The sequence below is a fragment of the Pseudomonas sp. RL_15y_Pfl2_60 genome (genome assembly GCF_963970595.1).
Classification (GTDB): Bacteria; Pseudomonadota; Gammaproteobacteria; order Pseudomonadales; family Pseudomonadaceae; genus Aquipseudomonas.
In genome coordinates this window covers 1,094,233-1,118,388 of the sequence record NZ_CAXAOE010000001.1, presented here as the reverse complement: position 1 = coordinate 1,118,388, position 24,156 = coordinate 1,094,233, and the positions used below count along the sequence as shown (strand labels likewise).

Here is a 24,156-nt window from a genome sequence, read left to right as displayed (position 1 = left end):
AGGCATCGTTTCCATCACTCATAACCCCGCTATTCGGGCGCTGGCTGAGCGAATGAAAGCCAATGGCAAAACGGGTAAACAGATCATCTGTGCAGCTATGCGCAAGCTACTCTGCATCGCCTACGGCGTACTAAAATCCGGAAAACCGTTTGATCCTCATCTCGCTGTTGCGCGATGAGGATTAAGACGGTATCTACGAGGGGCAGTGGTGACGCCAAGCTATTCAGCAAACTGCGCTGGCTTATTCGGCTTTACCTTTGAGCAAGTCGCGGATCTCAGCCAGCAATACTTGCTCCTGAGTCGGGGCTGGAGGTGCGGCCGGGGCTGCTTCTTCTTTGCGCTTGAGGCTGTTCATCACTTTGATCGCCATGAAAATGGCGAACGCCACGATCAGGAAGTCGACCAGCGTTTGAATGAACTTGCCGTAATTCATGGTAACGGCTGGGATATCACCCTGCGCGGCCTTGAGGACGATGACTAAGTCCGTGAAGTCGACACCGCCGATCAGTACGCCCAACGCAGGCATGATCAGGTCCCCAACAAAGGATGCAACGATTTTACCGAACGCCGCGCCGATGATAATACCGACAGCCATGTCGACCACGTTGCCTTTAACGGCAAAAGCTTTGAACTCACTGATAATGCTCATGTTTCCAATCCCTGCGCTATTTGATTATGTATTCATTCTAAACACTCAAATACATTTAGCCACTCGCTAACCCTGGTTTGTCAAAAATACGGCTGCTGGATTTTAAAGGGGGTACGCGGGTGCTAAAAACTTGATGCTTCAGTTGTGAATTCTTGTTCCGGATATTGGGTTTACCGAGCGGGCAAGCAGAGCTCGCTGGCTCGACTAGTCTGAAAGTACATACATCAAGAGGGTGCAGACATGCCGCTGGAACATCACTCACTCAAGAACGAGTTTCCTCAATACGCCTCAAAGTTCAGCACCTTGGCCCAGTCGAATAAACATTTTGCCCGGCTAGCTGAAGAGTATGAGGCACTGGACAAGCGCATCTATGAGATCGAAGACGGCCACGAGGCGATGGATGACCTGAACCTGCAGGGGCTCAAGATGCAGCGCGTTACGCTCAAGGACGACATCTCCGCTTTGCTCAATGGTCACCAGGGCTAAATCGACAGGCATACCGGACAAGACTTGCGGATTGTCGCTGCTTGCTCAGGAAAGGCTATGATGGACGCTTTGCTCTGAGGAAGTCTGCCGATGGCTAAGGCCAAACGTCTGTATGGCTGCACTGAATGCGGCGCCACCTTTCCCAAGTGGGCCGGTCAGTGCGGCGAGTGCAGCGCCTGGAATACGCTGGTTGAAACCATGGTCGAGGCCAATGCCGCTGCGCCTGGCGGGCGCAGTGGTTGGGCAGGCCAGCAGGCGCCATTGAAAACCCTGGCTGAAGTCAGTGTTGAAGAGATGCCGCGCTTTTCCACTGCCTCTGGCGAACTTGACCGTGTGCTGGGTGGCGGTTTGGTGGATGGCTCGGTGGTGCTGATCGGCGGCGACCCGGGCATTGGTAAGTCGACCATCCTCCTGCAAACCCTGTGCAATATTGCCACGCGCTTCCCAGCCTTGTATGTCACGGGCGAGGAGTCGCAGCAGCAAGTTGCCATGCGCGCGCGGCGCCTGGGGTTGCCGGAAGACAAGCTCAAGGTCATGACCGAAACCTGCATCGAAACCATCATTGCCACTGCGCGCCAGGAAAAGCCCAAGGTCATGGTGATCGACTCGATCCAGACCATCTTCACCGAACAACTGCAATCTGCGCCTGGCGGTGTGGCGCAAGTGCGTGAAAGTGCTGCCTTGCTGGTGCGCTTTGCCAAGCAAAGTGGAACGGCGATCTTTCTCGTTGGCCATGTCACCAAGGAAGGCGCACTGGCTGGGCCACGGGTGCTGGAGCACATGGTCGATACGGTGCTTTACTTCGAGGGCGAATCGGACGGCCGCCTGCGCCTGTTACGCGCGGTGAAGAATCGCTTCGGCGCGATCAATGAACTCGGCGTGTTCGGCATGACCGACAAGGGCCTGAAAGAGGTGACCAACCCTTCAGCCATTTTCCTGACGCGTGCCCAGGAAGAAGTGCCTGGAAGCGTGGTGATGGCAACCTGGGAGGGCACGCGGCCAATGCTGGTGGAGGTTCAGGCACTGGTCGATACCAGTCACCTGGGCAACCCGCGCCGTGTGACCTTGGGACTTGATCAAAACCGCCTGGCCATGCTGCTGGCGGTGCTGCATCGCCATGGTGGTATTCCAACTTACGATCAGGATGTGTTTCTCAACGTCGTCGGTGGGGTCAAAGTGCTCGAAACTGCATCGGATCTGGCCTTGATGGCTGCGGTGATTTCAAGCCTGCGTAACCGGCCCCTGGCCAATGATCTGCTGGTATTCGGTGAAGTCGGTTTATCGGGGGAAATTCGTCCGGTGCCGAGCGGGCAGGAACGTTTGAAAGAGGCTGCCAAACATGGTTTCAAACGTGCGATCGTGCCCAAGGGCAACGCCCCGAAAGAGGCGCCGCAAGGCTTGCAGGTCATTGCTGTGACGCGGCTTGAACAAGCGCTGGATGCCTTGTTTGACTGAACGGGCAGGGACAGTGCGATCTAGCTATCTTCACCAAGTGCGCTCAGGTCACGTTCAAGCATGGATTCGTCGCCTAGGTTGAGTTCGACCAGGCGGCGCAGATGGCTTATTGACTCCAGGTCAATGTGTTCGCAAACAAAACCCAGCAAGCCGCTATCGTCGCGGGTCAGGGTTACTTCCATGCGTACTTTGGCAACCTCGCTCAAGTTGATCTGCACATCGAACAGTTGCTGCTGATCAGCTTGCCATTGAGCGGGGCGTTCAACCATCAGCCCTTTGAGCGACACGTCATGCAGTTTGACTTCCCAGCGCTTTGCGCCTTGGGATATTTCTGTCGGTGCGTCAAAGGCAATGCGATGAAAGCGTCTGCGCTCCGTGTCTGTGTCACTCATATTCAACTCCTTATTTGCGTTCTCAACACTATAGTCAAGCTTGTAGAGCTGAATACCTTTGCTTGGCAGGAAAAAAATTTTAATCGCGGTTTTTGGCGTAAAACCCTTTAAATCGTTGGGCAATACGGTGACGGGCCTGCCCGATTTTGGTGCTGGCATACGCAACTCATTTGACAGTTTTGCAACTTTAACCAAAGCTGCTAGAGCAGTTTTATAATTATATTTTGGTGGAGCACTAGAAAAATGGAAAAGCGATTGCTGAGCAAAGGCTTGATTTTCGGTTTGTTGACTGTTGCCAGCGTTGGGGCTTATGCCGAAGCGCCAGGCGGCCCGGCTTGCGGTTGGGGTAACATGCTGTTTGACGGTCAGCGTGGCCTCGCACCGCACTTCCTGGCCAGTACAACCAACGGCACCTCCGGTAACGCCACTTTTGGCATGACGTCCGGCACCAACGGTTGCAGCACTAGCGGTAAGCTCACTTATGGTGGGCGTTCGATGCTTGCAATGAACGGCATGCTCGACTCTATCGCTGAAGACATGGCCCAAGGCCAGGGTGAAGCACTGGATGCCTACGCTGTACTGCTGGGTATTCCTGCAAGTGACCGCGCGCAGTTCGCCAAGGTCACCCATGAGAACTTCAACACGATCTTCTCTTCAGCCGACGTCACTAGCGAGCAAGTACTGGCTTCCACCATGGAAGTCATGAGCCGCGACAGCAAACTGGCCGCTTACGCTAAAACACCTGCGTAACAACTCCTGGCTACGAAAAAGCCCGCCATTTTGGCGGGCTTTTTCGTTTCACAAACCAGGCTAGATACCAAGGTTTGCCGGTTGCTCTAGAGTGGGTAACAACGCGCTACCCACTCAGGTGATTTACGCACCATAAACCGGGAAACGTGCGCACAGGTCTTTGACTTGCCCACGTACCTTGGTTTCTACCGCGTCATCGCCAATGTTGGCCAGTACTTCACAAATCCAGCCAGCCAACTGACGGCACTCGTCTTCTTTGAAGCCGCGAGTGGTAACGGCAGGGGTGCCAATACGCAGGCCTGAGGTTACAAATGGTGAGCGTGGGTCGTTTGGCACCGAGTTCTTGTTAACGGTGATAAAGGCGCGGCCCAGTGCGGCGTCAGCTTCTTTACCGGTGATGTCCTGCTTGATCAGACTGAGCAGGAACAAGTGGTTTTCTGTGCCGCCAGAAACCACGTCATAGCCGTTTTCCATAAACACCTTGGCCATGGTCTGGGCGTTCTTGATGACTTGCTGCTGGTAAGTCTTGAACTCAGGCAGCAAGGCTTCCTTGAAACACACCGCTTTAGCTGCGATGACGTGCTCAAGCGGGCCGCCTTGGCCACCTGGGAATACTGCCGAGTTGAATTTCTTTTCCAACTCTTCGTTCTTGCGCGCCAGAATCAAGCCGCCACGCGGACCGCGCAGGGTTTTGTGGGTGGTGGTGGTCACCACGTCAGCGAATGGCACCGGGTTCGGGTAAACGCCTGCAGCAACCAGGCCGGCAACGTGAGCCATGTCGACGAACAGGTAGGCACCGACTTTGTCAGCGATGGCGCGGAAACGCGGGAAGTCGAGAACCTGCGAGTATGCCGAGAAACCAGCGATGATCATTTTGGGCTTGTGCTCAACGGCCAGACGCTCAACTTCATCGTAATCGATCAGGCCCTCGTCGTTGATGCCGTACTGAACAGCGTTATAGATCTTGCCAGAGAAGCTGACGCTGGCGCCGTGGGTCAGGTGGCCACCGTGTGCCAGGCTCATGCCCAGAACGGTGTCGCCAGCATTGAGCAGGGCCATGTAGACCGCACTGTTGGCTTGCGAGCCAGAGTGTGGCTGAACGTTGGCATAGTCGGCGCCGAACAGTTGCTTGGCGCGGTCAATCGCGACCTGCTCGACGATATCCACGTATTCACAGCCGCCGTAGTAGCGCTTGCCTGGATAACCTTCGGCGTACTTGTTGGTCAGTACCGAGCCTTGGGCTTCCATCACCGCTGGGCTGGTGTAGTTTTCCGAGGCGATCAGCTCGATGTGTTCTTCCTGGCGTTGGGCTTCTTGCTCCATCGCGGCAAACAATTCGGCGTCAAAACGGGCAAGATTCAAATCACGGCTGAACATAGCAATCCCCTGAGAAAACAGCTGGGCTGAAGAAATAGGGTGCGGATTCTACCCCATACTTCAGGTGTGCGGGTATGAATGGCGGTCATGTGCCTGACAAGTGGGGCTCATGCCGGCGGCTCGATGGAGTTGCTACGGGGCCTGGGTAGCATCAATTAAGAATGAATAATGCCGTGCCGCTGAACTGGGCACTTATCTGGTGTGCGCGCATCGGCTGGCCAAGCAAGAAACCTTGGATTTCATCGCAGTTGTAGCGCCGCAGGAAATCAAGTTGGGCCTGGGTTTCAACACCTTCAGCAATCACTGCCAGGTTCAGGCTGTGGGCCATGGCAATAATCGCCCTGGCTATCTGCGCATCTTGCTCACCTTGCGGCAGGCCATCGACGAAGCTGCGGTCAATCTTGAGCACGTCGATTGGGAACTGCTTGAGGTAATTGAGCGACGAGTAGCCGGTACCAAAGTCATCAATCGCAATGCTCAAGCCCAAGCGCTTGAGGCTGGTCAGGGTTTGCAGGGCGTTCGCCACATCATTCATCAGGATGCTTTCGGTCAGCTCCAGTTCAAGGCTTGCTGCATCGACCCCGGTTTCGCTGAGGATTCGGGTAATGCGCTTGTCGAGGTCGCCATCGGCGAATTGGCGGGCCGATAAATTGACCGATATTTTCGGCACGCGCACATCCTGTTCTTGCCAGGATTTCAACTGGCGGCAGGCCTCGGCAATTACCCAGTCGCCAATATCCGCGACCAGCCCAAGTTCTTCCAATACAGGAATAAATTCGGACGGCGCGACCAAACCTCGTTTCGGGTGATGCCAGCGCAGCAGGGCTTCAACACCCGTCAGGCGTTGGCCGTTCGCGGAAAACTGCGGCTGGTAAAACAGCATCAGCTCGCCCTGTTCGAGCGCATGGCGCAAGTCGCTTTCCAGTTCAATACGCTCTAGCGCACGAGCATTCATGTCGCTTTGATAGAACTGGAAGTTGTTTTTGCCGCGCTCCTTGGCGTGATACATCGCGGTATCGGCGTTTTTCATCAGTTGGCTGAGTTCCTTGCCATCTTGCGGGCTCAAGGCAATCCCAATACTGGCGGTCACGAAGAACTCTCGGCCCTCAAGGACGAACGCCTTGGCCAGGCTGGCGAGGATTTGCTCGGCCACGTGGATCGCACGATTGAGCGCGTTGTCGCGGCTGGAGCTGGAACTCAACAGCAGGGTGAACTCATCACCGCCCATGCGTGCAACTGTATCCTTGTCGTTGACGCAGGCCGCGAGGCGGGTGGCGACGTCCTTGAGCATACGGTCACCGGCCGCGTGCCCCAGCGAGTCGTTGATCGGCTTGAAGCGGTCAAGGTCGAGAAACATCAGTACCACCCACTCGGCATCGCGCTCGGCTTGATGCAATGAGGTGTACAGCCGGTCCTGGAACAAGGTGCGGTTTGGCAGCAGGGTCAGGGCGTCATAGTAAGCCAGGCGATGGATACGTTGTTCGCTGGCTTTGCGCTCGCTGATGTCACTGAAGAAGCACACGTAGCTGACGAGGTCGCCTTCGTCATCCTGGACTGCGGTAATGCCGACCCAGGCCGGGAAGTTTTCGCCGTCGCGCCGCTTGAGCCACACTTCACCTTCCCAGCTACCGCGTTGGTTGAGCTGGGACAGGATGAAGTTCAACTGGTTTGCCTGCTGCCGATCAGCCGTCAACCGGCTCGGCAACTGGTCAATCACTTGCGTCGAGTGGTAGCCCGTCACGCGGCTGAAGGCTTCGTTGACCTGCACGATATAGCCTGCAGGATCGGTCACCAGAATGGCGGCGGTGGAGTGCTCGAAGACCGTGGCCGCCATGCGCAATTCATTCTCCACGCGGCGGTGCTGAGTGACATCGCGGGCAACGCCATGCAGGCCCTTGAATCGATTGTTTTCGTCCCACATGGTGACTAAACGCACCTCCATCGGGACTTTACGTTCGTCACTGCGCAAACAGTCGAAAGTAAACAGCCGTGGCTGTAGCTTGCTGGCCAGCTCGGCCACACGCATCGGGTCGCCCAGTGCCATGCGCAGTTCATCGACGATTTCTTGCAGCTCCTTGAGCTGCGCGGGCGTGGCTGCCAGGCTGAACATGCCTTGGACTTTGACCTGCTCGGGCTCGTGACCGAGCAGGGTCTTGATCGAGGGGCTGACGTAATCAACTTGCAGCAGGCTGTCGGTCGAGAAAATGACATCCGAGGTGCTTTCAGCCAGCAGTCGATAGCGCTGCTCGCTGTCGCGCAGCGATTCACTGTGCTCGATCTGCTCCGAAATGTCCTTGGCCACGCCGATCAGGCGATCAACCTGGCCGGCTGCGTTACGCGACAGGGCTTGCTCACGGATGCTGAACCAATGCCAGTCACCATTGCGATGGCGCCAGCGCAGCTGTGACTCAAGCAGGATACCGTTGCCGACTACGTGTTGCAGGTTGCGGATGCGGTAGTAGTAGTCGCTGTCGTCAGGGTGCAGCAGATGCTCCCAGAAGCATTCACCTAAGGCGTCCAGCTCTTGCAGGGTGTAGCCAAGCTGCAAGCCCAAGTGATGATTACTGAAGAGCACCGACTTATTGCTCATGTCATGCACATAGAGTGTGTCAGGCACGGCCTGGACCACGCCTGACCAGAAGCGCTCGCGTTCGATCAAAGACAGCTCGGTGTACTTGCGGCTGGTAATGTCGGTGATGCTAAGTGTCACCGAGTTGAGGTCGTCTTCGTCTTCGGGCAGGTTGATCTGCAACCACAAGTGGTGCTCCTGATCATCGGGCGTGAGCAGGCTGATTTCTTGATCAAACTGGTTTTTACCGCTGAGAAGGGCGTTAAGCAGTTCGCCGCGATAGTCAGCCAAGTCCAGCTCGCCGCGGTTGAACAGCAGCTCCCAGATTTCACCTGGCGTGTTGACCTTGAGCAGTCGCAGGGCGACATGATTAGTCTCACTGACGCGCATCAGGCGTGGCAGTTGCTGGCGTTGATCCGGGTTGTCTTGCAGCCACTGCTCCAGCTCGGCAGTTGATGTGACCTGTTGATCACTCAGGTACTGCATAAGTGTTGCGAGGTTGAGCACGCACAGCGCGGTGCCGGTGCCATCGAAAATAGCTTGATAGCGTCGGCGTGCACTGAGCAGCACGCGTGTGGCGTGTTGCTCGTCAGTGACGTCACGCAGCACCCAGGCGTAGCCATTGCGGTTCTCGCCATCGCTCAGGTTGCTGCGGTTGATATCGAATAAACGTTTCTGGCCCTTGAACTCAATCTCCAGCGGCTCGGAGCTGATGTCATTGCTGAAGGCGCTGCCTTGCAGCAGTAGCGGATCAAGCTGCGGCAGCACTTCAAAGATATGCTGGCCGCGGGCTTTGTCGGTCAAGCCAAACAGGCTTTGCGCCTGAGGGTTCAAATAATCGATATAGCCTTGGCTGTCAGTGACCAGAACCCGCTCTTCAATAGCGCCAAGTGCGCTTGCCGCCTGGCGTAGCGAGCGTTTCGAGTCGGCATTGGCCTGATGCAGGCGGCTTTGATCGAGCAGCAGCCTGTACAGCGCAAACAGTGTCAGGCCAGAACACAGGATAAACAGCAGGAACTTTCCGGCGAGCGTCGGTAATTGCTGGGCCCACACATGGTCTTCATCGAACAGCGCGCGTAATTGCCAGTCACTGTGTTCAATCGGCGAGATATGGATGGTCTGCGCCAGGTCGCTGGCGGTTACCGGTGGAAATACCCTGTTGCCTGTCCTGGGTTTGTTATGCGGGCCGACAATAGCGCGTTGGGTAAAACGGTCTTCCAAGAGCCATTGGTAAGCATCCAGTTGCTGGTTACGTAGCCAACTGGCGATGGCGCCACTGCCAAAACGCAGCAGCCAATAGCCGTTTTCCTTATTCAGCAGCAGGTAGTAGCGGCCGTCAGGCTCGGCGGTGAATGCATAATAGTAGGCCGCATCATAATGGCGCTTGACCAGACTGCTGATAAAACCTGCGTCAGCGTTACCGGCTGCGCTGTCGGCGATAATCTCACCACTGGCGGACAGGCTGGCAATACTGTCGATGGCCGGGTAAATGGCGGTAAGCGTTTCGAGTAGCTTGTATGCCTCATCTGCGCGATCGGGGTTCAGTTTTTTGGCGCGCAGCAAGGTTTGCGCGGACTGAGCCTTGATCGACATGTTCATACTTAGGCTGTTGGCCAGCTGGCTGCTGTACACCAGCCCTAGTTGGCGTTGCGTCTGCAGCAGGTTGCGCGACTCAAGCATCAGTTGCCAAAGCAGCAGCGCCAGCATTACCAGCACCAAAACCACCAGGCTACGCTTAAGCGAGCTGCGCATGGGCGTAGCTTGAAGCTCTGGCGGAGGGAGCGGAGTCTTGGCTGAAGCGGTAGATGGCACTTATATGACCTGGCAGCTACAAAAGGTGCTGAAAGTTTGGCTCAATAGGTAAGTTTGCACACTGCGAACAGTCGAACGCGCGCGGCCCGCAAGCATGCCACAATTGTGGCAAAGTGCCAGCCCGTCCGACGAGTGTAATTTGCCCTACAGCCTGCATTCCGGTAGCTTTGCAACTCACGCGCGAGCAATCCATGCTCGTAAGAACCTGTAAACAGATTCTCTGTGTAAGGGTTTAAGCCAGTCACAATAGCTTGAAGCCTTTATTTGCTTAGGTAAATTGGCCTCCATAACTATTTGCTAGGTATTTAAAACCGGTCGTCGGAATCGTTATGCGTTCTCAATATTCACGGAGCCAGTAGCCGCAGCGAGTGTATCGCCGTGCTCTGTCCGTAAGGCGGCATGCCCGTGTCCCAGTTTCCTGTCTAAGTATCAAGGTTATCCATGGCCCAATACGTCTATACCATGCATCGGCTGAGCAAAGTTGTGCCGCCGAAGCGGGAAATCCTCAAGAATATCTCCCTGTCATTTTTCCCTGGCGCCAAAATTGGCGTGCTAGGCCTTAACGGCTCGGGTAAATCCACGCTGCTGAAGATCATGGCGGGTGTCGATACCGAGTTTGACGGCGAAGCGCGTCCAATGCCCGAGTTGAACGTGGGTTACCTGCCGCAGGAGCCGGTACTCGACCCAAGCAAGACCGTGCGTGAAGTGGTTGAAGAAGCCGTTAGCGCGATCAAGGATGCCCAGGCACGCCTTGATCAGGTATATGCCGCTTACGCCGAGCCTGATGCCGATTTCGACAAGCTGGCCGCCGAGCAGGCCAAGCTTGAAGCCATCCTGCAGACTTCAGACGGTCACAATCTTGAGCGCCAGTTGGAAGTGGCTGCCGACGCTCTGCGTTTGCCAGCCTGGGACGCCAAGGTTGAACACCTGTCTGGTGGTGAGAAGCGCCGTGTTGCGCTGTGCCGCTTGCTACTGTCGGCCCCGGATATGTTGCTGCTCGACGAACCTACCAACCACCTGGATGCCGATTCGGTCGCCTGGCTTGAGCACTTCCTGCATGACTTCCCGGGTACTGTGGTTGCGATCACCCACGACCGGTACTTCCTCGACAACGTAGCCGGTTGGATTCTCGAACTCGACCGTGGCGCGGGTATTCCGTACGAAGGCAACTACTCGGGCTGGCTTGAGGCCAAGTCGGACCGTCTGGCCCAGGAGTCCAAGCAACAGTCGGCTCATGAAAAAGCCATGAAGGACGAGCTGGAGTGGGTGCGCAAAGGCGCCAAGGCACGCCAGTCAAAATCCAAGGCTCGTCTACAACGCTTCGAGGAAATGCAGTCGCAGGAATTCCAGAAGCGCAGCGAAACCAATGAAATCTACATCCCGGCCGGCCCGCGCCTGGGTGACAAGGTCATCGACTTCGTCAACGTCAGCAAGGGTTACGGCGATCGTGCCTTGATCGACAACCTGTCTTTCAGCATGCCAAAGGGTGCCATCGTCGGTGTGATCGGCGGTAACGGTGCAGGTAAGTCGACCCTGTTCCGCATGCTCATGGGTAAAGAACAGCCAGATTCGGGCAGCATCGAAATCGGTGAAACCGTGCAGATGGCCTGTGTAGACCAGAGCCGCGAAGACCTCGACGGCAGCAAGACCGTGTGGGAAGCGGTGTCCGATGGCGCCGACATGATCAAGATTGGTAACTATGAAGTGCCGTCGCGTACCTATGTCGGTCGCTTCAACTTCAAAGGTGGCGATCAGCAGAAGTTCGTCAAGGACCTCTCCGGTGGTGAGCGTGGTCGCTTGCACCTGGCGTTGACCTTGAAAGAGGGCGCCAACGTCTTGCTGCTCGACGAACCTTCAAACGACCTCGACGTGGAAACCTTGCGTTCGCTGGAAGAAGCATTGCTCGATTTCCCTGGCGCCGCCATTGTGATCTCGCACGATCGCTGGTTCCTTGACCGTGTTGCCACGCACATCCTGGCCTATGAAGATGACTCGCACATTGAGTTCTTCGAGGGTAACTACACCGAGTACGAAGCCGATCGCAAGAAACGCCTCGGCGATGCAGCTGCTCAGCCGCATCGCGTGCGCCACAAGAAGCTTGCGCAGTAAGGCCTTCTTGAGTTGAGTTAAAAACCGGCCTCTGAGGCCGGTTTTTTTTGCCAGAAATTTGTGGGGTTAACACTCTTTTCGGCCACTGCTTAGGTCTCGGATATTCAGGGTGTTAGCGCAGGATATGGTGGGCAAGCTTCGCGTTGCCGCACCCTACGACGGCCCGCATTGCGGTCTGGAGTATTCGGGTGTGCGCGCAGGTGATGATGGACACGCCTGGTGTTGTCGCAGCTTAAGCCCGCAATTTTTTCCTTGCGTACCCGCACGCAAGACAAGCCAAGGGGCGAGTTAATAGTCTGCGTTCAACTTGAAATTGAGCGGAGCATTAGCGTGAGCAACTGGCGCAACATCAGTCTGTGGATGGATCAGCTCGATCAACCGCTGCATGCCCGCCCAGCATTAGGCGAGGATCTGCAAGCGGATGTAGCCATCATTGGTGCTGGCTACACCGGGTTGTGGACCGCTTATTACCTGAAGCGCCAAGCACCACAGCTCAAAATCGTGATCGTCGAGGCGCAAACTGCGGGGTTTGGCGCTTCGGGGCGTAATGGCGGCTGGCTGATTGGTGACTTGCTCGGCAGCGACCGACTGCTTGCCGGACTTTCAGCCCCGGCGCGACATGCCTCCCACGCACTGCTGCACGGGATTCCGGATGAAGTTGCCGAGGTGCTGGCGCGGGAGTCGATCAACTGTGATTACCGCAAGGGCGGCGTGCTGTATTGCGCAGCCCGCTACCCGGAACAGGAAGTTGCGCTGCGCACACAGTTACAAGCTGTCCGCGCGCAAGGCATGGGTGAAGAAGATTACCGCTGGCTGACACCCACTGAGCTGGCCGGGCAGTTGCGTATCGCCAACCCTTACGGCGCCTTGTACAGCCCCCATTGCGCGACCATCCAACCAGCACGCCTGGCTCGCGGCCTGGCTGAGTGCGTCGAGCGCATGGGCGTGAAAATCTATGAGCAGAGTCGTGTTACCCACTGGGATTCGGGGCTGCTGCGCACCGCTCAAGGCTCGGTAAAAGCCGATTGGCTGGTGCCAGCGGTTGAAGGCTATGCCGCGTCATTGCCGCCACTCGGGCGTTATCAATTGCCGGTGCAGAGTTTGATTGTCGCGACCGAGCCGTTACCTGCTGAGACCTGGGCGCAGATAGGTCTGGAGCATGGTCAGGCGTTTAGCGAGAACAGTCGGCAGGTTACTTACGGGCAGCGCACCGCAGATGATCGCTTGGTCTTTGGAGCGCGCGGTGGTTACCAGTTCGGTGGTCGTTTACGCAGCGACTTCAACCTTAACGAACACGAACTCGAACTGCGTCGCTACTTGTTCGGTGAGTTGTTTCCGGTATTGCGCAATGTCCGGCTGACCCATTCATGGGGCGGCAACCTTGGCGTCGCCCGACGTTTCCGCCCACATATGCTGATTGACCGTAAAGCGGGCCTGGCTTTGTCCGGTGGTTACGGCGGCGAAGGCGTCGGTGCCAGCAATCTGGGTGGGCGTACGCTCGCGGCGCTGATCCTCGGTCAAGACAATCAGCTGACTCAGCAGCCTTGGGTGCTTGGCGATACGTCGCTGCGCAGCTTATCAGGCTGGGAGCCCGAGCCATGCCGCTGGCTTGGCTACAACGCCATTATCAAAAGTTTTGTGCACGAAGATCGCGTGCTGGCCAACCCCGCAACTGCGCCTTGGCGGCGTCAACTTGCCCAGCGCTTGGCCGGATTTATGGAAGGCCTGATGCGCTGAGTGCATTGGCTACAGCAGAACAATGTCAAAACCCAATGGGGCACAACCATGAGCATCACTCAATTCAAACAGACCGCAACTCTTTTGCTGGATGAATCCAATCCGGTTGCCGTGCCGCTCGGCGAACCCGTTGCAATCGCTTCGACCCACAGTGTCGAGCGCTCCGACGGCGTCGAAACCGGTGTTTGGGAATGTACGCCTGGCCGCTGGCGGCGGCAGATTGTGCAGCAGGAGTTTTGTCACTTTATCGCCGGTCGCGCCACCTTTACTCCAGATGGCGGCGAGCCCGTGCTGATTGAAGCCGGTGATGCAATTCTGCTTCCGGCTAATTCAATGGGCGTTTGGGATATCCAGGAAACCCTGCGCAAAAGCTATGTGCTGATTTTTTAGCAGATAAGAACAACAACAAGAAATAGAGGTAATAACCATGTTCAAGAAACTCATTCCGATGCTGTTGTTGGCTTCCACATGCCACGCGGCGGAGACAGTTCGCATCTACAACTGGTCTGAATATATTGCTCCAGACACCCTGGCAAACTTTCAAAAGGCCACGGGGATTGGTAATCACTATGACGTCTACGACAGCAACGAGACGCTAGACGCCAAGTTGATGGCCGGGCATTCGGGATATGACGTGGTCTTTCCTTCTGACCATTTCATGGCGCGGCAAATCAAGGGAGGGGCACTCAAGAAGCTGGATAAGAGCAAGCTACCTAACTGGAAAAACCTTAATCCTGCTTTGCTCAAGGCCTTGCAGACCAATGACCCGGGTAACCAGCATGGTTTTCCATATCTATGGGGTACGACCGGTATCGGTTTCAACGTCGATAAGGTCAAAGAGGTGTTGGGGCCTGATGTGCCGCTTAACTCCTGGGATCTGATCTTTAAACCAGAAAACATGGAGAAGCTGAGCAAGTGTGGTGTTGCCGTATTGGACAATGGTCCTGAGCTGCTGCCGATTGCGTTGCACTACCTGGGTTTGCCGCACCACAGCAAAGACCCGGCCGATTACAAAAAAGCCGAAGCCTTGCTCCTGCAAATGCGTAAGAACGTGTTGTATTTCCACTCGTCGAAATACGTCAGTGACCTAGCCAACGGCGACATCTGCGTGGCTGTCGGTTTTTCGGGTGACATCTTGCAGTCGTCGACTCGTGCAGCAGAAGCTAAAAACGGGGTCAATATTGATTACGTCGTGCCGAAAGAGGGTGCGCCGCTCTGGTTCGACATGGTTGCCATGCCTGCGGACAGCAAGAATGAGGCGGCGGGCTATGCATTTATGAATTACCTGCTGCAACCCGAAGTGATGGCCAATATCACTAACTTCGTGCATTACGCCAATGGCAACAGCGCTGCCGATAGTCTGGTTGACCCCGCGTTGAAGGCTGATAGCAAGGTTTATCCGCCGCAGGAAACCATGGACAAGCTCTACACCCTCGAAGCCATGCCACTGAAGATTGACCGTATTCGTACGCGGATCTGGAGCAAGGTAAAGAGCGGGATCTAATCGCGCCCGGCCAAAAAAATCCCGCACATCGCGGGATTTTTTTTGGCTACATTCAAGTGGCGCAAGTCTGTGGGCTGTTACTTGCTGGTTGCGCGGTACAGCCGCAGGCTTTCGACCCGGTCCCGGTAAGCATTCAGGCGCTCCTTGAGCTGGCCTTTATGCTGAGTGGCTACGCAGTGCAGCAGCACGTTCAAGGCGCTGGTCAGACCGCCGGTTGACTCCAGAATCAAACCCGTCTTGGTTTTCATGGTGATGATATTGGGCGTATCGATGTGCTTGGCGATGCCGTATTCATCAGTGAAAACCACCAGGTCGGTACCCTGCCTGAGGCAGTTCTGGGCGAAGGAAATACCAGCGTCGGCGTAGGGCGCAATGTCGATCAGAATCACGCAGCAGCGCTGGTCATGGCTGTCGATCCACTGCCCAAGCACGCCGCTGTACAGATCAAGAAACTCGACACCGGAGCGCACCAGTGCCAACCGGTTGGCGAAGTCTTCAGCCAAACCGCGAATGGTCTGGAAACCGCAGACAAATACCCGCTCGGCCTGACTCACCTTAGCGACGATATCGCGCCAATATTGACTGCCAAGCTGGTCGGCAAACTCGTTGAGCGCGGCCACTTCCTGATGCAAGTGAGCAACCAGGTCTTCCGGTTGCTGCATGCGTTCGATCAGGGTGGTGTTGAGCAGTGACTGCATTCGCACATCGTCACGCAGCTCTTCTTTCAGGCTTTTCAGGCCTTTGTAACCCAGGCGGCGCAAAAAACGGCTGACAGTATTGGGGCTGACGCCGCTCTTGGTTGCAAGCGTTGCTCCGGTCTCGAACGCGAGCGTTTCCTGGTTGGCCTGGATATAGGCCAGCAACGTACGTTCAGCCGGTGTCAGCTTGCCTTCAAGGCGTTCCATCCTGCTGTCGAGCATGTGCGTGTCCCTGGTTATGATAAAAAGATCTGGAATTAATATATCAAAGTATTGATCTTTGGAATAAATATATTCTACTCTCAAGCTGTATCGCAAAGAGACGCCGGTTGACGGCAGCATGGGTCAGGCCTTGTTCAGCATAAAAAAAGCCACCCTGCCGCACCGCTGTCTCGCATTCCTGCCGCAACAACAATTACAGCGGTCGTGCTCAACCAGCACGGCCTCAAACGGAGAACAGGAACATGCTGACACTGCGTAAAACCACGTTCTGTACCGCGCTTGGTGCAATTCTCTTCGCCAATGGCGTAGCCGCCGCAGAAGAACTGCACCTGTACAACTGGGGCGACTATATCAACCCCGAAGTCCTAAATCGCTTTACTGCTGAAACCGGTATCAAGGTTTCGCTCGACACCTACGGCAGTAACGAGGAAATGCTGGCCAAATTGCAGGCGGGCGCCAGTGGCTACGATATCGTCTTCCCGTCGGTGCATATGCACGACAGCATGGCCGCGTTGGGATTACTGGAAAAGACTGACATCAACCAAAGCCCGGCCTTTGCCAATATCGACCCGCAATTCTTGCGCTCCAAGTCTGACCCCAAGGGCGAATACTGCATGCCGTACGCATGGGGCACAGTCGGTATTTTCTACAACAAGACCAAGGTGTCGAAACCGATCGAAACCTGGGATGACTTCTTTGCCGAAGCCAAGGCGGGCAAAAAAGTCATCATGCTTGATGACATGCGCGAAACCCTTGGTGTGGGCCTGATTGAGAACGGCAAGTCGGTTAACAGCACCAACCGTGACGACCTGAAGTTGGCTGCAGACTGGTTGCTTGAACGCAAACCCTTAATCTCAGCTTTCACCTATGACAGCGTGCCTATGGTCCAGTCGGGCGATGCGGTTGCCGCGCAGTATTTTGTCGGCGCCGAGATGTATGTCAGGCAAGAGCCGGAGAAGCTTGCCTATGTCATTCCCAAAGGCGGCGCGACTATGTATCAAGAAGATATGTGCGTACTCAAGAGTGCGCCGAACAAGGCCAACGCCAAGCGCTTCATGGAGTTCTTCCTCAAGCCTGAAATCGCCGCGCTCAATGCCGAGCAACAGACCAATGGCACACCGAACAAGGCGGCGCTAAAGCTCCTGCCTGACGAGTTGCGCAATGACCCTGAGATCAATCCCCCGGCTGATGTGATGGCCAAGCTGCAGATCTTCGAGGATATCGGCAAGGCACTGAAACAGTACGACCGCACCTGGACCAAAGTGCGCACCGCCAACTAAGTCGCTGGCGACCCGCCGCCCAATCTCCCGCTGTGAATCCCGGCTGTTGAGGCCGGGACGGAGTTACCCATGAGCGTCTACACCCATATTGCGCCTGTCGTTGAAATTCGTGGTGCGGTAAAGCATTACCGTGCGCCCGAAGGTCATCTGGTGCATGCACTTGACGGCATCGACTTGAGTGTCGGGGCCAACGAGTTCGTTACCTTGCTTGGGCCTTCTGGTTGCGGCAAGACCACGTTACTGCGCGTTATCAGTGGTTTCGAACAACTGGACGGCGGTGAATTGCTGATCCAGCACACACCAATGAACAACGTGCCTGCTCATCAGCGGCCGGTGCACACGGTGTTCCAGAGCTATGCGCTGTTTCCGCACATGAGTGTTGGTGACAATGTTGGCTATGCGCTTGAAGTACGCGGCGTCGGCAAGGCCGAACGCCATAAGCGAATTGCCGAAGCCCTTGAACTGGTGGGGCTCGGCGGCCTTGAACGGCGCAAGCCGGGACAGCTTTCCGGCGGCCAACAACAACGGGTGGCGCTGGCCCGTGCCTTGATCGACCGTCCGGCGTTGTTGCTGCTCGATGAGCCCCTGTCGGCACTTGATCGCCAATTACGTCAAAGCATGCAGCGTGAACTAAAAAAGCTGCAGCATGAGTTGGGGATCGCCTTCGTCTTCGTCACCCATGACCAGGAAGAGGCGCTGACAATGTCTGATCGCATTGTCGTGCTCAACGGTGGCCATATTCAGCAAATCGGCACACCAACCGAGATTTATGATCGCCCGGCCAATGCCTTTGTTGCGGGTTTTATCGGTGAGAGCAATCTGTTTGATGTCAGCGTCCGGGCGAGTAATGCCCAGGGCACCGAACTGCTCAGCGAAGCGGGCGATCTGTTGATTGTGCCAAGCCGCAAGCTGCAGGTCGGACAAAAGCTGCAGGCTATGTTGCGACCTGAGCAATTTCAGCTCGACAGGCCTCATGCCAACGGCGCCGCGTTGGAAGGCAAAGTTGAGCAGACACTGTTTGTCGGCAAGGATTTCGAAGTTAGCCTGCGTACTGATCAGGGCAGCCAGGTCAAGGCGGTTATTCGTGATACGGGGCGCCATGATCTGCATCGTCTGCAGCCGGGCAGCCGCTTGCAACTCTGGTATGCGGCCGACAGCGTTCACTTGATCGACGAGGCCAAGCAATGAGCACTATAGAGGGCCGCCGGCGCCTGCAATTGATTGGCCTGCTGAGCCCCGCGACATTTGTGATTGGCCTGTTCTTCCTCACACCGCTGGCGATTATGGCCACCTACAGCTTGCTTGAGCCCGGTCTCTACGGCGGGGTCGAGTGGAACTTTTATCCAGACAATTTCGGTCGCGTATTGGGCTGGGCAGATGGCACGCTTGAAGAGTTCGACCCGGTTTATCTTGAAATCATCCTGCGCTCGTTCAAGCTGGCGGCGATCACCGTTCTCCTGACGCTACTGGTGTGTTATCCCGCTGCGTTCTGGGTTGCCCGGCAACCGGAGAAGATGCGCAACTTCTGCATGTTTCTCATCACCTTGCCGTTTTTCACCAGCCTGATCATACGGCTCTACGCCTGGGTACTGATTTTGCGGCCCAGTGGTTTTATCAACACCACGCTGCTGGCGCTGGGCATCAATACACCGATCAACCTGATCTACACCGAAACCGCCGTGCTGATCGGCATGACCTACATTTTCATCCCGTTCATGTTCATGCCGGTCTACGCCAGTGTCGAGAAGCTCGACCGTCGCCTGCTGGAAGCTTCAGCCGACTTGGGCGCCAGCCGCTGGCGGAGTTTCTGGAAGATTATTTTCCCCATGACCCTGCCAGGCATCGCGGCGGGTTCGATCATCGTGTTTATCCCCAGCCTTGGTAACTTCATCGTGCCGTCTTTGCTCGGTGGCGCCCAGGTCTTGATGATAGGCAGTTTGGTCGAGCAACAGTTCCTTGCCGCCCGTAACTGGCCATTCGGTGCTGCGCTGGCGATGCTGCTGATGGTGGCCGTGTTGGTCTGCCTGATCCTCAATGTGCTGGCCCAGAGCCGCAACAAGGCAGGTGCATCATGAACTCACTGCTTGCGCGACTTGGGCGCGGCCTGCTCGGCGGCTACAGCCTGGCGTTCTTTATCTTTTTGTACCTGCCGATCGGGTTGATCGTGGTGTATTCCTTCAACTCCAATCCGATCAATATGATGATCTGGAATGGTGCTTCGCTCGACTGGTATCGCTCCTTGTTCGGCCTGTCCAACAGCCTTGGTTCAAGCAAGATGTACGTCGAGTCCACTGACCAGTTGTTGGCGGCCTTGCGCACCAGTCTGACCATTGCCTTGAGTACTACCGCCATATCAACGGTTGCCGGTACGTTCATGGCGCTGGCCTTGGCGCGTTACCGTTTCCGCTTGCAGGGCTTTTACCGGGTGTTGATGTTTATGCCGATGCTGATGCCTGACATTGTGCTGGGTATCGCCTTGCTGATTTTTTTCGTCGGCGTCGGCATGCCGCTGGGCAAGACATCGATCATCATCGGTCATTGCACCTTCCTGATCAGTTATGTGTTCCTGGTTGTCAGCGCACGCCTGGCAGGTATGGATACACGGCTGGAAGAAGCTTCGGCAGATCTGGGGGCATCGCCTTTGTACACATTCCGGCGCATCACCTTGCCGTTGATCCTGCCGGGGGTAATAGGTGGCGCCTTGCTGGCGTTTATCATTTCGATGGACGACCTGGTGATTACCTACTTCATCTCCGGCGTCGACTCGACAACCTTGCCGGTCTATATCTACGGCATGATCCGCAGGGGCATCAAGCCCGAGATCAACGCCATCGCCACACTGCTGCTGATTGCCTCATTCATTATTGCTGCCGTCGGTTTATACCTGCGCAGCCGTCAGCCCGTGACAACCAAGGAAGACACACATGGCTAAGCTCCGCGCCCGCGAACTCGGTCTGCCGATGCCCGGCAAAACCGGCCTGAACAATGCCATTACCGATGTGCCTGGTGTGCTGGTTGGTTATCAAACGCTCGACGCAGTTGCGGCCAATGGCAAACGGGTGAAAACCGGGGTCACGGCAATTTTGCCGCGCGGTTATCAGTCCGAGCCGCAGCCGGTTTGGGCAGGTTTCCATGCGCTCAATGGCAATGGTGAAATGACCGGCACGCACTGGATAGAGCATGGTGGTTATTTTGTCGGGCCAATGTGCATCACCAACTCGCACAGCGTAGGCATTGTGCATCATGCCGCCACGCGCTGGACCATCAACCACTTCGCCGACGCTTGGAAAGCCGAGCATTTGTGGGCGATGCCGGTGGTCGCTGAAACGTACGATGGGGTGATTAACGACATCAACGGTCAGCACGTGACTGAAGCTGATGCGCTCGCTGCCATAAATTCAGCCGCAAGTGGTGCTATTGCCGAAGGCAATGTCGGGGGCGGTAACGGCATGATCTGCTATGGCTTCAAAGGCGGCTCCGGCACGGCATCGCGAATCCTCGAAATAGACGGCCAGAACTACAGCTTCGGCGTATTGGTGCAGGCCAATCATGGCCAGCGAAGTTGGTTCAAAGTGCTGGGCACGCCAGTCGGCGAACGTTGGCAGGAGGCTGCGCCTACCGGGTTGGATCGTGAGCGTGGCTCAATCATCGTGGTCATCGCCACTGATGCGCCACTGCTGCCTCACCAACTTAAGCGCCTGGCGCAACGTGCAGGCCTTGGCATTGCTTTGGGCGGTAGTCCAGGCGGTAATAATTCCGGGGATATATTTCTTGCTTTCAGCGTCGCCAACCCGCGGCCATTGCCACAACTGGGGCTGGCCAGGCAAAACCTTGAATACCTGAGTGATGAGTGCTTCGACGCAATCTATTTGGCGACAGTGCAAGCCACAGAAGAGGCTGTGCTAAACGCCATGCTGGCGGCAGAAGACGCGCCTATGCAAAAGCCCGAAGGCATTTGCCCGGCAATTGATGGCGAGCGATTGCTGGCGATGATGCAGCCGGGCTGATTAGGTCGGGTTTTCATCCGCAGCCGGGCTCTGCGCCGCAGCTTTTAGCCAGCTATCAAGTAGCGATTTGTTGCAGGTGGGCGATATACAACTTGCTAGGCGTTTGCGTGCTGATAGCCAGCGCTTGCCTGGCTTCATCCTCGTCGAGCAGCAGGCCTTCGCCTGCGACCAGTCCACGCTGTGTGCCCGCGAATTGGCAGCTCAGCGGCCCGCCTGACTGGCAATAAATCATCATTACCTTTGTCTGGGCGGATGCTGCCAGTCTGTGGTTGGCGTTGATCTCCAGCATTTGCAGCCTGTGGGTCCAGTCGGCACGGCGAGTCATCAGGTTGAAGTCTGTCACTTCACCGTCTATCAACTCGGCCTGTACCGGCGTTTCGCCGCGAAACACCCAAGGGTCAGAGGCTGATGTCAGCAGCAGCGGGGCGCTGCCTTGAGCGTTCAAGCGCAAGCCTGCGCCAGTCAATATCGCCAAGCTACGATCAATCCCAATAAAGCTGGAGAAATCGCCAGCAGCACCAACCTTGGCGCTGCTGATACGCCAGGCAAAGTTATCGAGGCGGGCGTCCTCTGGCGAAATAGCCAATTGAGCCGTGCTGCCCGAGCCGTTTTTCCATGGCATGTGCTTGGCGTTTGCCAGGTTGAAACTGCGGATGCCCATAATCAAAGCCTTGTTAAATGTATATACATTGTGTCGAGTTAAAACCTGAACGCCTCGGATTCTGTTGCTGGGTTCATCGCTGGCAGATCCTGTGCTGCAAGATAGCGCTGTTTTAAGCGCTTGAACAATAGCTTTCTGGCAGTTGCGCGGGTGTGAGTGCGTTCGAAAAACCGACGGGAAGGGGCTTGACCCGTTTCGGAATCACTTCTATTGTATATACATAAGAATTAAGGAGCATTCCTATGCCGTTGTCCAGCCAAGATGCAAAGCTCTGGCGTGATGTCACAGTTTTTGATGGATTGCAGACCCAACCCGAACCCATGGCCGTATTGGTCAAGGGTGGCGTGATTGCAGGGTTGTGGCCAGAATCCGGTTTCGCGCCGCAGGACGCGCTAGGGGCTCACGAAGCAGGTCGTGGCGGGGTGATGACGCCAGGCCTGGTCGATTGCCACACTCATCTGGTCTTTGCCGGTAACCGCGCCGCCGAGTTCGAGTTGCGCCTTGAAGGTGCCAGCTACGCCGAGATCGCCCGTGCCGGTGGCGGCATTATCAGTTCAGTGCGCGCCGTGCGTGACGCCAGTGAGGATGAACTGTTGGCGCAGGCGCTGCCGCGTTTGCAGGCGCTGATTGATGATGGTGTCACAAGCGTCGAGATCAAGTCGGGCTACGGCTTAACCACCGCCGATGAGTTGAAAATGCTGCGCGTCGCTCGGCGCCTCGCCGAGCAGCTTCCGGTTCATGTCACCACAACATTGCTCGGCGCCCATGCCTTGCCGCCAGAATTTGCTGACGACAGCGACGGCTATATAAGCCTGGTTTGCGAGCAGATGATCCCGGCCGCCGCCCGTGTAGGCCTGGCCGATGCGGTGGATGTGTTCTGTGAAAACATTGCCTTCAGCCCTGCGCAAACCGAGCGGGTGTTCATCGCCGCCCAAGCCCACGGCCTGGCGATAAAGGTGCATGCCGAGCAACTCTCTAATCAGGGCGCCAGTGCCTTGGCTGCTCGCTACGGAGCCCTCTCTGCAGACCACATTGAGTTTCTGGATGAGGCCGGTGTTAAAGCCATGGCGCAAGCCGGCACTGTTGCCACATTGCTGCCGGGCGCTTTCCACACCTTGCGCGAAACCCAGTTACCGCCGATTCAGTTGCTGCGCGATAACGCCGTGCCAATGGCGTTGGCCAGCGATGCGAATCCCGGCACCTCACCTATTTGTTTTCCTACCCTGATGCTCAACCTGGCCTGCACGCTATTTCGCATGACTCCCCGTGAAGCATTGGCCGGGATGACAGCCCATGCGGCAGCAGCTATCGGGCGTAAAGACCTTGGTCGTATCGCGGTCGGCGCGCCTGCCAACCTGTGCGTCTGGGATGTGCAACAGCCTGCCGAACTGGCCTATGCGGTTCAGCCTGGCCGTTTGCGTCAACGTGTCTTTGCCGGAGTGCTGACCCATGACCGTTGATCGTCATTCAATGCAGCTCTGGGCGGGTCGTACCGATCCGGAAGCAGACAGCCCGCGCTGGCATCAGCGCATTCAAGCGCTGACAACTGCGGCGCAGCCCGGTGTTGCGTTGATCGGCTTTGCCAGTGATGAAGGCGTGCGCCGAAACCATGGTCGCGTCGGCGCCGCCGCTGGCCCGCAAGCCATTCGCAAGGCGTTGGCGAACCTGGCCTGGCACCGCAGCGGCCCGGCTTTTGATGCCGGAGATGTGGTTTGCGCCGATGATAATCTTGAGGCGGCGCAGGAACGCTTGGGCGCTAACGTTGCGGCATTGCTCGACGCCGGGCACTTGCCGATTGTGTTGGGTGGCGGCCATGAGGTTGCTTTTGGCAGCTGGCAAGGCCTTGCGCAGCACATGGCTGAGGATGTTGCGCCGCGCATTGGCATCATTAATTTCGATGCCCATTTTGACCTGCGTGACCCTGCATTTGTGCGCTCATCGGGCACGCCATTCGCGCAAATTGCCGAGCAATGCGCGCAGCGCAATTGGCCGTTTCGCTATGCCTGCCTTGGCGTGAGCCGGGCGAGCAATACTCGCGCGCTTTTTCAGCGTGCGCAGGCGTTGGATGTTTTGGTGCGTGAAGACCGGCAAATGCGTCACGACAGCCTCGCTGAGATTGCAGCGGATGTGCAGGGGTTTATCGATGACTGCGACCTTATCTACCTGACCATTGATATCGACGTGCTGCCAGCGTGTGAAGCTCCTGGTGTGAGCGCTCCGGCAGCGCGAGGCGTGCCGTTGGCCTTGCTTGAACCCTTGCTGGAGTTGATCCGCGACAGCGGCAAGTTACGTCTTGCAGACCTGGCCGAGTTGAACCCCAACCATGACATCGACACTCGCACCGCACGGGTGGCGGCGCGGTTGATTCACCTGCTGTCACTGACTGGCTGACGCACAGGCCCAACACAGCTATTTCTCCAACAAAAACAACAGTGAGGAATGATCCGA

Annotated in this window: 20 protein-coding genes and 1 pseudogene; 15 read left to right on the top strand and 6 right to left on the bottom strand. The window is 56.5% G+C overall.

All coding sequences use genetic code 11. The annotated features are described in order from the left end of the window. Positions 1–178, top strand: a pseudogene (locus AACY26_RS05270) (IS110 family transposase); the annotation flags it as partial. A gap of 63 nt (positions 179–241) precedes the next feature. Here AACY26_RS05270 and mscL read toward each other — a convergent pair. Continuing rightward, entirely contained in the window at positions 242–649 is a 408-nt protein-coding gene (gene mscL / locus AACY26_RS05265) for a large-conductance mechanosensitive channel protein MscL (RefSeq protein ID WP_339511642.1), read from the bottom strand. A gap of 240 nt (positions 650–889) precedes the next feature. On the opposite strand from mscL, the gene AACY26_RS05260 reads away from it, so the two are divergent. Both AACY26_RS05260 and radA read left to right on the top strand, forming a co-directional pair. Beyond that, a complete protein-coding gene (locus AACY26_RS05260; RefSeq protein WP_339511640.1) occupies positions 890–1,135 on the top strand; it encodes a YdcH family protein in 246 nt (81 codons plus the stop codon). A 90-nt stretch (positions 1,136–1,225) separates the two neighbouring features. Continuing rightward, positions 1,226–2,590: a DNA repair protein RadA gene (gene radA / locus AACY26_RS05255; RefSeq protein ID WP_339511638.1), complete on the top strand. Its 1,365-nt coding sequence runs from the start codon at positions 1,226–1,228 to the stop codon at positions 2,588–2,590. A gap of 20 nt (positions 2,591–2,610) precedes the next feature. On the opposite strand, the gene AACY26_RS05250 is transcribed toward radA, so the two are convergent. Beyond that, on the bottom strand, positions 2,611–2,982 hold the full coding sequence (locus tag AACY26_RS05250) for a PilZ domain-containing protein (protein WP_339511636.1): 372 nt from the start codon (positions 2,980–2,982) through the stop codon (positions 2,611–2,613). A 243-nt stretch (positions 2,983–3,225) separates the two neighbouring features. Between AACY26_RS05250 and AACY26_RS05245 the strand changes: the two genes are divergently transcribed. Further along, positions 3,226–3,732 (top strand): DUF3015 domain-containing protein, encoded by a 507-nt coding sequence (locus AACY26_RS05245; RefSeq protein WP_339511634.1) that lies wholly within the window; start codon positions 3,226–3,228, stop codon positions 3,730–3,732. Between the two features lie 123 nt (positions 3,733–3,855). Here the strand turns inward: AACY26_RS05245 and glyA are convergent, their stop codons facing one another. Together glyA and AACY26_RS05235 are read right to left on the bottom strand one after the other, a co-directional pair. Next, a complete protein-coding gene (gene glyA / locus AACY26_RS05240) occupies positions 3,856–5,109 on the bottom strand; it encodes a serine hydroxymethyltransferase (protein WP_339511632.1) in 1,254 nt (417 codons plus the stop codon). Between the two features lie 151 nt (positions 5,110–5,260). Beyond that, complete coding sequence (locus AACY26_RS05235; RefSeq protein WP_339511630.1) at positions 5,261–9,430, bottom strand: EAL domain-containing protein; 4,170 nt, start codon at positions 9,428–9,430, stop codon at positions 5,261–5,263. A 501-nt stretch (positions 9,431–9,931) separates the two neighbouring features. Here AACY26_RS05235 and ettA point away from each other — a divergent pair. The 4 genes from ettA to AACY26_RS05215 all read left to right on the top strand — a co-directional run bounded on the left by ettA (position 9,932) and on the right by AACY26_RS05215 (position 14,840). Beyond that, positions 9,932–11,599 (top strand): energy-dependent translational throttle protein EttA, encoded by a 1,668-nt coding sequence (gene ettA, locus AACY26_RS05230; RefSeq protein ID WP_339511628.1) that lies wholly within the window; start codon positions 9,932–9,934, stop codon positions 11,597–11,599. 330 nt (positions 11,600–11,929) lie between these two features. Beyond that, a complete protein-coding gene (locus tag AACY26_RS05225; protein ID WP_339511626.1) occupies positions 11,930–13,336 on the top strand; it encodes an NAD(P)/FAD-dependent oxidoreductase in 1,407 nt (468 codons plus the stop codon). A gap of 48 nt (positions 13,337–13,384) precedes the next feature. After that, positions 13,385–13,726: a cupin domain-containing protein gene (locus AACY26_RS05220; RefSeq protein WP_339511624.1), complete on the top strand. Its 342-nt coding sequence runs from the start codon at positions 13,385–13,387 to the stop codon at positions 13,724–13,726. Positions 13,727–13,763: 37 nt separating this feature from the next. After that, positions 13,764–14,840 carry a polyamine ABC transporter substrate-binding protein gene (locus AACY26_RS05215; RefSeq protein WP_339511622.1) on the top strand — a complete coding sequence of 359 codons (1,077 nt, stop codon included), beginning with the start codon at positions 13,764–13,766 and terminating at the stop codon, positions 14,838–14,840. Positions 14,841–14,917: 77 nt separating this feature from the next. Here the strand turns inward: AACY26_RS05215 and AACY26_RS05210 are convergent, their stop codons facing one another. Continuing rightward, positions 14,918–15,760, bottom strand: coding sequence for a MurR/RpiR family transcriptional regulator (locus AACY26_RS05210; RefSeq protein ID WP_339511620.1), 843 nt, complete (start codon positions 15,758–15,760; stop codon positions 14,918–14,920). A 242-nt stretch (positions 15,761–16,002) separates the two neighbouring features. On the opposite strand from AACY26_RS05210, the gene AACY26_RS05205 reads away from it, so the two are divergent. The 5 genes from AACY26_RS05205 to AACY26_RS05185 all read left to right on the top strand — a co-directional run bounded on the left by AACY26_RS05205 (position 16,003) and on the right by AACY26_RS05185 (position 21,047). Beyond that, complete coding sequence (locus AACY26_RS05205; protein WP_339511617.1) at positions 16,003–17,040, top strand: polyamine ABC transporter substrate-binding protein; 1,038 nt, start codon at positions 16,003–16,005, stop codon at positions 17,038–17,040. 69 nt (positions 17,041–17,109) lie between these two features. Continuing rightward, the gene (locus tag AACY26_RS05200; RefSeq protein ID WP_339511615.1) at positions 17,110–18,228 is read left to right on the top strand and encodes an ABC transporter ATP-binding protein; all 1,119 of its coding nucleotides are present in this window, start codon (positions 17,110–17,112) and stop codon (positions 18,226–18,228) included. Continuing rightward, entirely contained in the window at positions 18,225–19,115 is an 891-nt protein-coding gene (locus tag AACY26_RS05195; RefSeq protein WP_339511613.1) for an ABC transporter permease, read from the top strand. Before AACY26_RS05200 ends, AACY26_RS05195 begins: the two co-directional genes overlap by 4 nt. Further along, entirely contained in the window at positions 19,112–19,972 is an 861-nt protein-coding gene (locus tag AACY26_RS05190) for an ABC transporter permease (RefSeq protein WP_339511611.1), read from the top strand. Before AACY26_RS05195 ends, AACY26_RS05190 begins: the two co-directional genes overlap by 4 nt. Continuing rightward, entirely contained in the window at positions 19,965–21,047 is a 1,083-nt protein-coding gene (locus tag AACY26_RS05185) for a DmpA family aminopeptidase (RefSeq protein ID WP_339511609.1), read from the top strand. Before AACY26_RS05190 ends, AACY26_RS05185 begins: the two co-directional genes overlap by 8 nt. 55 nt (positions 21,048–21,102) lie before the next feature. Here AACY26_RS05185 and AACY26_RS05180 read toward each other — a convergent pair whose 3' ends face one another. Further along, entirely contained in the window at positions 21,103–21,708 is a 606-nt protein-coding gene (locus AACY26_RS05180; protein WP_339511608.1) for a HutD/Ves family protein, read from the bottom strand. A 242-nt stretch (positions 21,709–21,950) separates the two neighbouring features. Between AACY26_RS05180 and hutI the strand changes: the two genes are divergently transcribed. Then, positions 21,951–23,168: an imidazolonepropionase gene (gene hutI, locus AACY26_RS05175; protein WP_339511606.1), complete on the top strand. Its 1,218-nt coding sequence runs from the start codon at positions 21,951–21,953 to the stop codon at positions 23,166–23,168. Next, positions 23,158–24,099, top strand: a complete 942-nt coding sequence (gene hutG / locus AACY26_RS05170; RefSeq protein ID WP_339511604.1) for a formimidoylglutamase — start codon at positions 23,158–23,160, stop codon at positions 24,097–24,099. The genes hutI and hutG overlap by 11 nt, the downstream gene beginning before the upstream one ends. Positions 24,100–24,156 lie beyond the last annotated feature (57 nt).